This is a genomic window from Zavarzinia sp. (genome assembly GCF_041650655.1).
Classification (GTDB): domain Bacteria; phylum Pseudomonadota; class Alphaproteobacteria; order Zavarziniales; family Zavarziniaceae; genus Zavarzinia.
This window is the reverse complement of record NZ_JBAZKR010000049.1, coordinates 20,903-32,223: the sequence shown is the minus strand read 5'-3', so window position 1 is coordinate 32,223 and position 11,321 is coordinate 20,903. Positions and strand designations below refer to the sequence as shown.

The 11,321-nt window shown below is 69.8% G+C and carries 15 protein-coding genes; all 15 read right to left on the bottom strand.

Annotation, left to right across the window (positions count from 1 at the left end):
- Positions 1-137: 137 nt before the first annotated feature.
- Positions 138-830, bottom strand: a complete 693-nt coding sequence (locus tag WC493_RS12820) for an SIS domain-containing protein (protein ID WP_373065918.1) — start codon at positions 828-830, stop codon at positions 138-140.
- Positions 827-1,108, bottom strand: a complete 282-nt coding sequence (locus WC493_RS12815; RefSeq protein WP_373065917.1) for a HypC/HybG/HupF family hydrogenase formation chaperone — start codon at positions 1,106-1,108, stop codon at positions 827-829. Before WC493_RS12815 ends, WC493_RS12820 begins: the two co-directional genes overlap by 4 nt.
- The gene (locus WC493_RS12810; protein ID WP_373065916.1) at positions 1,099-3,144 is read right to left on the bottom strand and encodes a Sua5/YciO/YrdC/YwlC family protein; all 2,046 of its coding nucleotides are present in this window, start codon (positions 3,142-3,144) and stop codon (positions 1,099-1,101) included. The genes WC493_RS12815 and WC493_RS12810 overlap by 10 nt, the downstream gene beginning before the upstream one ends.
- The gene (locus WC493_RS12805) at positions 3,141-4,334 is read right to left on the bottom strand and encodes an NHL repeat-containing protein (RefSeq protein WP_373065915.1); all 1,194 of its coding nucleotides are present in this window, start codon (positions 4,332-4,334) and stop codon (positions 3,141-3,143) included. Before WC493_RS12805 ends, WC493_RS12810 begins: the two co-directional genes overlap by 4 nt.
- The gene (locus tag WC493_RS12800) at positions 4,331-5,191 is read right to left on the bottom strand and encodes a NifU family protein (protein ID WP_373065914.1); all 861 of its coding nucleotides are present in this window, start codon (positions 5,189-5,191) and stop codon (positions 4,331-4,333) included. Before WC493_RS12800 ends, WC493_RS12805 begins: the two co-directional genes overlap by 4 nt.
- A 10-nt stretch (positions 5,192-5,201) precedes the next feature.
- Positions 5,202-5,417, bottom strand: coding sequence for a hypothetical protein (locus WC493_RS12795; protein WP_373065913.1), 216 nt, complete (start codon positions 5,415-5,417; stop codon positions 5,202-5,204).
- An 18-nt stretch (positions 5,418-5,435) separates the two neighbouring features.
- Complete coding sequence (locus WC493_RS12790; protein ID WP_373065912.1) at positions 5,436-5,645, bottom strand: hypothetical protein; 210 nt, start codon at positions 5,643-5,645, stop codon at positions 5,436-5,438.
- A 15-nt stretch (positions 5,646-5,660) separates the two neighbouring features.
- Positions 5,661-6,677: a hypothetical protein gene (locus tag WC493_RS12785; protein ID WP_373065911.1), complete on the bottom strand. Its 1,017-nt coding sequence runs from the start codon at positions 6,675-6,677 to the stop codon at positions 5,661-5,663.
- Positions 6,678-6,738: 61 nt separating this feature from the next.
- A complete protein-coding gene (locus WC493_RS12780; protein ID WP_373065910.1) occupies positions 6,739-7,065 on the bottom strand; it encodes a hypothetical protein in 327 nt (108 codons plus the stop codon).
- Positions 7,062-7,556, bottom strand: a complete 495-nt coding sequence (locus WC493_RS12775) for a hydrogenase maturation protease (protein WP_373065909.1) — start codon at positions 7,554-7,556, stop codon at positions 7,062-7,064. The genes WC493_RS12780 and WC493_RS12775 overlap by 4 nt, the downstream gene beginning before the upstream one ends.
- The gene (locus tag WC493_RS12770) at positions 7,529-7,846 is read right to left on the bottom strand and encodes a hypothetical protein (protein ID WP_373065908.1); all 318 of its coding nucleotides are present in this window, start codon (positions 7,844-7,846) and stop codon (positions 7,529-7,531) included. The genes WC493_RS12775 and WC493_RS12770 overlap by 28 nt, the downstream gene beginning before the upstream one ends.
- Before the next feature lie 12 nt (positions 7,847-7,858).
- A complete protein-coding gene (locus WC493_RS12765; RefSeq protein ID WP_373065907.1) occupies positions 7,859-8,173 on the bottom strand; it encodes a hypothetical protein in 315 nt (104 codons plus the stop codon).
- Positions 8,174-8,247: 74 nt separating this feature from the next.
- Complete coding sequence (locus tag WC493_RS12760) at positions 8,248-9,846, bottom strand: nickel-dependent hydrogenase large subunit (protein WP_373065906.1); 1,599 nt, start codon at positions 9,844-9,846, stop codon at positions 8,248-8,250.
- A 30-nt stretch (positions 9,847-9,876) separates the two neighbouring features.
- The gene (locus WC493_RS12755; RefSeq protein ID WP_373065905.1) at positions 9,877-10,839 is read right to left on the bottom strand and encodes a HupU protein; all 963 of its coding nucleotides are present in this window, start codon (positions 10,837-10,839) and stop codon (positions 9,877-9,879) included.
- A gap of 203 nt (positions 10,840-11,042) precedes the next feature.
- On the bottom strand, positions 11,043-11,258 hold the full coding sequence (locus WC493_RS12750) for a hypothetical protein (RefSeq protein ID WP_373065904.1): 216 nt from the start codon (positions 11,256-11,258) through the stop codon (positions 11,043-11,045).
- Between the last annotated feature and the right edge of the window lie 63 nt (positions 11,259-11,321).

The following is an 11,321-nucleotide window of genomic DNA, read 5'->3' as shown; positions in this document are numbered from 1 at the left end:
CGAATGGGTGTGGCCGCCGCAGACTTCCATGATGTTGATCGGCCGGTGGCGGGCGCTGTCGATCTGGGCCACCACGGCGCCGATCTCGCGGATCAGGGCTTCCGCCTTGTCGCGGTCGCGGAATTCGTCGACATATTTCATGGCGTCGCCCCCTTGGTGCTCGCCGCGCCGCGATCGTCCGCCAGCAGGCTGTGGGTCATGTCCCAGAGGATGTGATAGGCGGTCACATGGCACTCCTGAATGCGGTGGATCGAGGTCGCGGGCACCACCAGGCAATGATCGACCAGGCCCGATTCCCGCATCCGCCCGCCGTCGCCCCCACAAAGGCCGATGGTGACGAGGCCGAGCTCGCGGGCGCGGGCGAAGGCCGCCAGCAGATTGTCCGAATTGCCGCTGGTCGAGAAGCCGACGAGCACGTCGCCTTTGCGCGCCCGGGCGCCGAGCGCCCGCACGAAGACATGGGCGAAGCCGACATCGTTGCCGACCGCCGTCATCTGGGCGAGATCGGCGCCCAGGTTGACGGCTGCCAGTGCCGGCCGCCCCGCCGTCACCGGATGCAGGAATTCGACCGCGACATGGGCGGCATCGCAGGAGGAGCCGCCGTTGCCCATGGCGAAGAGACGCCCACCGTCCCGGTAGCAGGCGGCCAGCGCCCGCGCCGCGGCCAGCAGTTCCGCCCCTTGTGCTGCAAAGAAACGCTCGTTCGCCGCCCGCGACTCCCGTGCCTTTTCGGCGATCGAGGCGAGCAGCCCGGCTTCGAGACGCGCCGGGTCCTGCGCCTTCCCGTGCAGGAAGGGATAGAGGGCGGAAAGGTCCGGCGCCCCGCTCATGACGCGGCCGAGCGGCGCATGGCGTCGATTTCGTTCTGCGCCTCGCCGAGCTCGGCCAGGATGTGCAGGGTCTCGGCCGCCTGGGCCTCGTCGATCCGGCTCATGGCGAAGCCGACATGGACCAGGACCCAGTCGCCGACGCAGGCTTCCGGCGGATGGGCGTCGTCGACGATGCAGGCGATGTTCACCTGGCGGCGGATGCCGTTCACATCGACCGTGGCGAGCTTGCGGGCGGCGTCGTCGATCGCCACGATGCGACCGGGAATTCCTAGGCACATGACCATTCTCCCGCCTTGACGGCCGCCAATGCGACCGCGGCCTGACCGAGCGCCAGGCCGCCGTCACCGCCCGGCCCGAGGACGGCGAAACCGGCTTCCCCCAGGCCCCGGTTCACCACTTCGAACAAGACCGCATTGCGGAAGCAGTCGCCCGCCAGGACGACCGTATCGAACAGCGGCGCCTCCGCCTCGCCGCGGAGCTGCAGCGCCATGGCGACCATGGTGCGGGCGAGGCCGCGGTGAAAACGCGCCGCGATCACGCCGGGCGGCGTCTGCAGCACGAGGTCGCCGAGCAGCGCCTGCCACATCGCCCAGGGCTCGACATAGGGAAGCCCGCCGCCGAGGCGCGGGATGGCGAAGGGATAGGCCAGCTCCTCCCCCTCCTCCGCCAGCGCCTCCCGGTCGACCAGGGCTTCGAGCAGGGCGGCCGCCTGACCTTCGTAAGCTTGGCCCTCGGGGCAGAGGCCGAGGGCCGCCGCCACGGCATCGAAAAGCCGCCCGCAGGACGAGGCCAGGGGCAGGCGGCCGTCCCGGATCGCGGCGTCGAGGGCGGCCCGCGGTTTCGCCGCCAGGACATCGTAGAGCGGCAGGCCGGCGAAATTCATCGCCAGGGCGGGCCAGCCGATTTCCGCCATCAGATGGGCATGAAGATCGCGCCAGGGCTCCCGCGCCGCATCGAACCCGCCGGCCAGCGCGACCGGCTTGAAGGTGCCCAAACGGCGGTAGCTGCGATAGTCGGCGAGCAGGAATTCCCCGCCCCAGAGGCCGCCGTCGTCGCCCGGGCCGATGTCCCCGGCGGCGATCCCCAGCACCGGCGGTGCCGACAGCGGGCGCCCGCTCTCGGCCAGGCAGGCGGCGACCGCGGCATGGTGGCCCTGGACCTCGACCAGCAATGCGCCCGTCTCCGCCGCCAGCGCCCGGCCCCGCCGGTCGGCACCGCGCTCGACCGCGATCACCCGGGGGGCGTGATCGAGCAGAAGCCCGCCATGGGTAGATCGACCGTCTTCGGTCGTCGGCGACAGGATCGCCTCGCCGTCCTGCGTCCGGCAGGCGGCCGGCTGAAGCGCGCTGCCGAGGGCCAGCACCGGCGGCCCCCCGGCCAGTCCCGCCGGCAGGGCCAAGGCCGCCGGTGCATGGCCGCGGCCGCGGCGGAGGACGCGGGGCACGCCGCCGATCACCCGCACGAGCGAATCCGCGAGGGGGGTGGCGATCGCCCGGTCGTGCGCCAGGGCGTAGGTGGCGACGGTGGCGAGCCGGGCATGCAGCCCGGCCTCGTCGCCGACCGGCGGCCCGCCGCCGGGCGCACTGTCCGCCATCACCACCGGCCGGTCCATGCGCCGCAGGATGAGCTGGTGCAGCGGCGCTGGCGGCAGCATGAAGCCGAGCAAGTCGAGGCCGGGCGCCACCGCCTCCGCCAGGCGCCCGGGACCGGCAGCGCGCAGCAGGACCACAGGCCCGGCGGGCGAGCGGAGCGCTTCCTCCTCCACCGCCCCGACCTCGGCGAACCGGCGGATCACGGCGATGTCGCGGGCCATCAGGGCGAAGGGACGCGCGTCGCGCAACCTCTCGCGCAGGGCGGCCACCACGTCGGCCCGGGTCGCGTCGCAGGCCAGATGGTAACCGCAAGGCCCCTTGATCGCGACGATCTCGCCCTTCTTGATCAGGCCGCAGACGGCATCGACGTCGTCGAGCATCGAATGCTGCTCGAAATGGACGGCGCGGCCATCGAGCCGGATCAGCCGCGCCCTGGGACCGCAGGCGTGGCAGGCGACCGCGGCGGCCCGGAAGTGGCGGTCGGCCGGGTCTTCGTATTCGCGCCGGCACTCGGCGCAGGGCGGAAAGGCCGCCCGGGCCGAGAACCCCGGCCCGCACTGGGCGCAATTGGCGAAGGGATAGCGATAGCGCCGGGCGAAGGGATCGATCACTTCGGCAGCGCAGGCGGCACAGGCGACCCGGTCGGCCAGCACCGCCGGCCCTTCGGCGGCGGGCAACGGCCGTTCGGCTTCGGCGCGCCGCCCGCCGGCCAGGGCGGTCATGGCGCCGCCTCCCAGAGCAGGACCCGGTTGTTGCCGGAGTCGGCGACCACCAGCGTCCGGCCGCAAGCGGCGACATTATAGGGCCAGCACAGGCTGTCCCGCGCCGCATCGCCCCAGCGATTGTCGCCCTTGTCGCCGAAGCCGTTCTGGCCCGCCAGGGCGCAGGCCGCGGCCCCCATGCCGAGATCGCCCGCATCGAAGCCGAGCAGCCGCGAATTGGCGGTATCGGCGACCACCAGCCTGTCCCCCAGCAGGGTGACGCCATAGGGCATGTTCAGGGCGTCCGCGGTCGGGAAATAGGCGGCGCGATTATGGTCGACGCCGCCCATGTCGGGCTGGCCGAGGACGAAGTCGCAGGGCGTGCCATGGACGCCCGGCTGGTGGCGCCAGACCATGATGCGATTGTCGCCCGCGTCGGTGACCAGCAGCGCCTCGCCCAGGCGGGTAACGGCGTGGGGCCAGCGCATGCCGCCGGCACCGGCGGCCCTGCCCGCATTCTCGTCCCGGGTCACGAAATCGCCCTGGCCGAGCACCAGATCGGCCGCCTGGCCGTTCCGTTCGGGCACCCGGTCGAAGACCAGGACGCGGCGGTTCCCGGTATCGGCGACGAAGAGGCGCCCGCCGTCGAGCGCGACGCCATAGCACCAGTTCAGCGTATCGTCGCCCGGCCGGTCGGCGCCCCGGTTGGCCAGGCAGCCGGCGAAATCGGCCTGACCCAGGACCACGTCGGCCGGCGCCCCTGCCCGCTCCGGCAGCCCGTGCCAGAGGAGGACCCGGTGGTTCCAGGCGTCGGCCACGGCGAGGACGCCGTTCGCGACGGCGACGCCGGTCGGCACGTTCAGCGTGGCAGGCCCGACGGGACCCTTGGCATTCCGGCCCTCGCGCCCGAAATCGGGTTGGCCGATCTGGAAATCGGCGGGCGCGCCGTCCTCGACCGGACGGCGGCGCCAGACCATCAGGCGATGGTGCCCGGTGTCGGCGACGACGAGCGGCCCGTCCGGCCCGGCCAGGCAGGCGCCGCGCGGCCCGAACAGGCTGGCCGGCCCGGGCACGATCGGCACCGCCAAGCCGTCCGACGCCGGCTGCTGGCCCAGGATCACGGCGGCCCCGCCGAGTGCCAGCAAGGGCTGCGCCGCCGGATGGTCGTGCCGGCGCAGCCGGTCGGGAGCGAGGGAGACGGTCAAGCTCATCGCGCCAACCTCACTTCGACCCGGTCGCCGATGACGCGCACGCCATGGGCGAGCAATTGCACCTCCGGCGCGGTCAGGCATTCGCCGCTGGCCAGATCATATTGGAAGCCGTGATAGGGACAGGTGACGATGCCATCCGCCACCTCCCCGCCGTCGAGAGCGAGGCCCAGGTGGGCGCAGGCGTTCTGGAAACAGGTCACCGTATCGCCCCGGCGCGACAGCAGAATCTTTTCGCCGTCGAGGGTCGTGCCATGGACTCCGCCCTCCGGGATCTCGGCCAGGGTGCAGGCCGGCCGCCAGTGGCCGACCGCATCGGCGGCGAAGGGGCTGACGAAGCGAAGACCCTCGTCACAGGTGCCGGAACCTCTCGCCTGGATCACCTCGGTGATCTCGGGACAGGCAGCCTGCACCGCCTTCTTCACCCCCTCGTGGAAGGTCAGCGCCGAGGCCGGGCAATGATCGCAGGCGCCGAGAAAGCGGACCTCGATCGCGGGCGGCCGCACCGTCACCAGTTCGACGTCGCCGCCGTGGGAGGCGAGCGCCGGCCGGACCTCGTCCAGCGCCGCCTGGACGCGTTCGGTCAGGCTGGCCTTGACCACGCCGAGGCGGCGCAGGACGGCATAGATCACCTCGTCGCCGAGGGCGGCCTTGAGCGCGCCGAGCGCCGCCGGCTCCACCTTCAGGGCGCGCACCAGGCGGCGGAAGGCTTCGGCGTGGAGGGCTTCGACGGCGATGCGGAGGGCGTTCACCGTACCCGCCTGGGCCGGCGCCCAGGTCGCCACCACAGCCTCGAGACGCTGGATGTCGCCGACGTAGCCGGCGAGATCCGCGCGCGGTGTGGGGGCTTCCGCGTTCATCGCCGTCGCCTCAGCGGTAGCGGAGGTTCTTGAACAGATAGGGCTGCACCGCCCCGCCGACCGCGCCGCCGACGAGCCCCGCGGCCCAGAGCGGCGCCCCGGCGAGGCCGAGGGCGATCACCAGGACCGCCGTCACCCCGATGCCGATCGCCATCTGGGCATAGGCCTTGGACGGCTCGGCGAAAAGAGTGCCGCTGAAGAAACGCCCCATGGAACTCTTGGCCATTTCCCACATCGCCGCCTCCTATGCGATCACGGCCAGCACGACGAGGCCGATCACCACCCCCGGCACGCCGGCCAGAGGGCCGTAGAAACCGCCCATGAAGGCGGCCAATTCGTTCCCGAGTTCCTTGCCGCCGATGGCGACGCCACTGGCGGCACCCGCCGCCATGGCGCCGGCCGTGCCGAGAACGAGGGCGGCGCCTGCACCGATGATGGAAATGCCCAGCAACATCCCTCTTCCTCCCGTTCAGGCTCCGCTGTTCATGGAATGACCGTTGCCGGAGCCGCGCGCCGGCGGTACCGAGGTCAGCATCTCGCGCTCGATCTGAACGCAGGCTTCGGCGACGATGCGCGCCTTCTCGGCCTCGCCTTGGCCGGCGAATATTTCGCGGGCCTCGGCATAGGCGGCGCGGGCGAGCGCCAGGTTGCGCGGATTGCCGTCTTCCGGATGTTCCGGATCGTCGGGCAGGTTCCACAGGCAGTTCGCCTTGTTGGCCAGCGTATTGGCATATTCGCCCGGCATGTCGGCGCGGGTGCGGACGCGCAGCGCCTCGTCATAGGCGTCGAGGGCGCGCAGGTTGTTCTCCACCGCATGGGCGGACGAGGCATATTGCAACGCGTTGCCGAGGTTGTTCTGCAACATCGCATATTCCACCGGGTGATCGACCAGGTTGATCACCTTGAGGCCCTCCTCGAAGGCCTGGACCGCCATCGCCTCGCGCATCTTGGCCCGCTCGTCGCTCATCGGGATCGACAGGAAGGCGGTCGCCAGATTGTTCTGCAGGATGGCGAATTCGGCCGGGAATCGGCGCTGATCGAAGGTTCGCAGGGCCCGCTGATAGGCCGCGATCGCATCGGTCAGCCGGGCACGGCCGAGACCTGCGAGGTTCTGCAGGGTGACGCCCAGGTTCATTTCGGCCTCGGCCACTTCCTCCGGCCGGCCGAACTGGGCGAGTGTGGGCAGGGCCGCCTCGAAGGCGCGACGCGCCGCGTCGAGCGAGGCGCTGCCCTCCGCCGGCAGGGCCTGAAGGGCGGTGCCCCGCCGGGCGCCGATGCGGGCCGTCAGCAATGGATCGTCGGCCAGCGCCAGAGCCCGATCGTAAAGCTCGATCGCCGCCCACAGGGCATCGGCCGTCTTCGGCCTGCGCTGCAGCCCCATGGCGATTTCCATCAGCATTTCCGCGCGTTCACCGAGACTGGCGGCCGGGTCTTCGGCCGCCGCCAACGCCGCACGCACCTGATCATCGCTTTGATCGGCGACCATGAGGGTCCTCCCTGCCCGAGCTCTAATTTGGGCTATTTTCTTTTCATAATGATAATCACGTTTACTCAACCTTGTCCATGACAGGTGCGAAGATCCCGTCGATGCGCAAGCCCATGTCGCCCGCGTCCCAGGCCGCGGCGACATTCCATTCGCCCGCATCGGCGAGCCCCTGTTCGCGAAAGAAATCGGCCGCATCGACGACCCGATCGCCGGCACCGTTCCGCTGTTTCGCCAGATAGCCGCCACCCCCGGCGAAACGGACCGGCAGGACCAGGAGCCCGTCGCCCCGGCGCAGCAGGACGACGGCGGCGAGACCGGCGAAATAGCGCTCATAGACGGCGGCGGAGAGATGCAGGCTGCCCCGGCGGATCGCCACCGCGACACTCATGGTGTTGCTCCCGTCAGGTCGCGGATGCGCGCCGCGACCTTGTCGACGGCGGCGGCGACCGGCGCGGTCAAACCGATGCCGAAATCGAGATCGCCCGCCTCGATCAGCAGGACCGTGACCTCGGCCGGGAAATCGGCGCCGTAGATCCGCCGCCCGGCATAAAGGGCATGATCCCAGCGAAAGTCGTGCAGGGTAATGCCCGGGCGATGGGGTGCCGCCAGCACCTCGCCCGGCACCTCGAAGACGGCGCCGGGCTCCGCCCCGCTCCGCGCCGCGTCGACCACGATGAGCCGGCGGCAGCCGCGCGCGGCATAGAGCACGGCCATACCGTCGGTGCCGGCATCGTAGAGGCCGACCTCCGCGCCATTGCCGCCCGCGGCGCGCAGGCACGCGATCACCGCCGGCCCGGCGCCGTCGTCGCGCCGGTTGGTATTGCCGCAGCCGATGACCGCGACCGCCGCCATCAGATCCGCCACAGCCGGCAGGACCATTGCGGTTCCACCGGCAGGTCGAGCTCCGGCAACTCGCACCACCGCCGGTGCACGAGGTAATACATGCAGGTCTCGCAGGCCTGCTCGATCCCGCCGTGTTCCACGGGGTCGAGAGTGAAGCCGCCGATCACGAGCTTGGCGCGCGGATCGTCGCCCGCCGCCCGCAGGCGGCCTGCGATGGCCTGGACTTCCTCGGACGTGTCCGCCCGCGGGAACACTTCGGTCGCCAGCCCGCCGGCCAGCAGGGCGCGCAAGTCGCCGATCTCCGGCGTAACAATGGTCGTTGCCATCTCCGCCTCCCGTCAGATGCGCCAGAGCCGGCACCACCAGTCGGGCTCGACCGGTACCGCCAGCTCGGGCAGGTCGCACCACCGCCGGTGCACCAGGTAATACATGCATTCCATGCAGCGCTGGCGGTCCGGACCGTAGGGGTGATCGACGAAGCCGCTGATCACCAGCTTGCCTTCGAGATCGTCCGGGTCGAGCCGGCGCAGGTCCGCCAGGATGTCGGCGAATTCCTTGTCGGTTTCCGGGAAGGGTTCGGTCGTCGTCTCCAGTCCGTTTGCCAGCATTTCCGCGATGGTTTCGAGCAGTGCCTGAGTCTCTCCCGCCGTCATGTCCGGTCATCCTTTGAGGGGCGCCGCCGGCGTCGGCCGGCGGCCACCCCGAGCCAGTGCATCGAGGCCCTGCCTCAGGCGGTCCGGAACGAGGCGAGTTCCTCGCCCGTCTTGGCGTCATGGGCGTGCACGGTGCAGACCAGGCAACTGTCGTAGGAACGGCAGACATGCCCGACCTCCACCGGATCGTGCGGATCGGCGATCGGAGTGCCGATCAGGGCCTCCTCGATCGGGCCGCGCGAACCGTCGTTGGAGCGGGGGCCGACGTTCCAGGTCGTGGGCGCGATCATCTGATAGTTCTTGATCTTGCCCTTCTCGATCTCGATCCAGTGGCAGAGCGCGCCGCGGATCGCCTCGGTGGCGCCCCAGCCGCGCCCGTCCTTCTCGGTCGGCTTCTCGTACCAGCTATCCTTCAGACGGAACTCGCGAAGGATACGCTCCGCCTCGCGGTAGAGCTTCACGCCTTCGTGCATACGGGCAAAGTGGCGCAGCATGACCGAGGCGCCGCCCATCTTCTTGTAGATGTCGAGCACCAGGGGGTCGTAATGCTGCCAGCTCTCGCCGTGGTGGCCGCCGGCGATCAACTGGCGGGACAGTGGCCCGGCTTCCAGCCTGCCGTCCTGGTCGTGGGTGACGGCGGTGGCCCAGGAATAACGCCCGGCATGGTCGACGTCGTTCTTGGCGATCGCCTTCGTGGTGCGGTCGAACGGGTGCTGATGGCCCGGCTCGTCGTACCAGGCGCGACCGACATCCTCGCGGGTGAAGGACTGGTCCATCAGCTTGTGGGTGTCGGCGGCACCGTCATAGACGCCGGACTTCATGATCACCGCGGCGTTGCGCCCGGCGATGGTCGGCTTGTTGTACTTGTCCTCGTGCGGCAGGTAACCCCAGGAGACATAGCGTCCGTGGCCGCGGCCGTATTTGTCGAGGCCGATGTCGAGGCTCATGCGCCAGAACATGCCGAGGTCGGAATTGGCGTGTTCCGGCCGCTCGTCCAGCCAGGCCATGAAGTCGTCGTAGGAGCGGATCTCCTCGTAGCGTTCGAGCGAGCAGCCGAGCCACATGGGCTCCATCCAGTTGCGCCGGAAATGCTCGAGGATCGACCAGGCGCGGGTGACATCGGTCAGGGTCGGCGCGCACATCACGCCGCCTGGCACCATGTAGCTCGAATGGGGCCATTGGCCGCCCAGCAGAGCGTAGATCTCGACCGGCCGGCCGGAAATGGTGACGCCCGCCTCGTAATTGGTGCCGGTGAAGGGCGCCCAACGCCGCACCGCTTCCTCGTAGAAGGGCGAGCCGGCGTAGTTCTTGTTCGTGTAGTCGATCATGAACAGGCCGTAGTGGTGGCGCGGCAGGCTCTGGATGCTCTCGACGATCTGGCCGAGGTTGCGGGCCAGGATCGCATTGCGCGGCACCGTGGTCGCCCAGGCGGTATCGAGCGCCCAGGCGGCACAGGTCAAATGCGAGGCGCCGCAGATGCCGCAGGCGCGCGGCGTCACCACGAGGCCGGCCTGCGGGTCCTTGTCGCGCAGGATGATCTCGAAGCCGCGGAACAGCTCGGCCGAGGTCCAGGCGTTCACGACGACACCGTCTTGGATGTCGACGCGGACGTCGAGGTCGCCCTCGACGCGGCCGACGGGGGAAATGTCCAGGGTCTGGACGGCAGCGGACATGGGGTTTCTCCCTCTCTCAGGTCGCGATCGTCAGACGACGAAAATGTCGCTCTCGGCCCAGGCGGGCGAGGCGGCCTTGGCGGCGGCGGTCAGCTTGACGTAGCCGGTCTTGTCGACCCCCGTGGGCATGTCCTTGGGCACGCCCATCACGGTCTGGGTCTTGAAGACGGTGCCGGGATTGAGGTCGAAGAAGGGGAATTCCGGCTCGGTGCAGCCCATGCAGGGCATGCCGGCGCGGGTCTTGGACGACTGCCGGTTCCACAGGATGCGGTTGCAGGGCGAATGGGTCATCGGCCCCCGGCAGCCGAGGTCGTAGAACAGGCAGCCCTTGCGCTGGCCGAATTCCGTGGCCGAGACCTTGTAGGCGAAATGCATGTTCCGGGTGCAGCCGGTCTGGGTGAAGGAGGTGAAGAAGGTCTTGGGCCGCTGGAATTCGTCGAGCGTCAGGTCGCCCGCCCGCCCGGTCGCCACCGCGACGACGATCTGGGTGATCCAGTCGGGATGGGCCGGGCAGCCCGGCACGTTGATCACCGGAAGCCCGCCCTTGGAGCGGTAGGAGGCACCGAGGGCGCCGCCCTGCTGGCGCTTGAGGAACTGCAGGCCGACGCTCTCCGACGGGTTCGGCGCCACCGCCGGAATGCCGCCGTAGGTCGCACAGTCGCCGATCGCGACGACGAAAGTGGCGACCTTGCAGAGATCGGCCACCCAGTCCTTCATCGGCCGCCCGGCGAAGCGGTTCCACTGGCCGGTGCCGTTCGGGGCGTTCACCACCGTCCCCTCGAAGACGAAGATGTCGAGCGGCATCTCGCCCGAGATCAGCGCCTTCAACATGCGCTGCAGGTTCTCGCCGAGCTCCATGCCGAGCGAGGGGTGCCACAGCACATTGATGCCGAAATCGGTCACCAGGTCGCAGGCACTCGGTTCCTCCGCATTGAGGAACGACATCGTATTGCCGGAACAAGCACCGCCCTGGAGCCAAAGAAGATTGGCCATCGCGTCCTCCCGTCATTGCCGAAGCGTTGTCACTCCGCTCCCGGGAGGTGTGACAGCAAGTCGCATGCCATTGCCGCATTGCGGCGATCGGCGAATCAAATCGCCTGTTTCCGCCGCGCTCCGCGACCGCAGTGCAAAACGAGAGTGATTCTAGGGCGCAAACTTACTTTGCAGTGAAAACTTGCTTATCCCAGGGCCCTGATTCAACCGTGGCGGTTGCCGCAGGCCGGGCAGGCGACTTCGAGCAGATAGCCGTACCAGATGCCCTGGCAGCGACTGCACCAATGGCCGGTGCATTGCTCGACCGGGGTGCCGAGCTGGCGTGCCATGAGGCCGAGGCCGAGTTCCTTGAAGCCCCGCGCGGCGGGGCGGACGCGGCTCAGGGGAAAACGCAGGATATCGTCCCGGTCACTGGCCATGGCGACCTCGCCCTGTTGGAAGACCCGGCCAGTATAGTCGAGGCCCGGCCCCCTGCCGCCCGC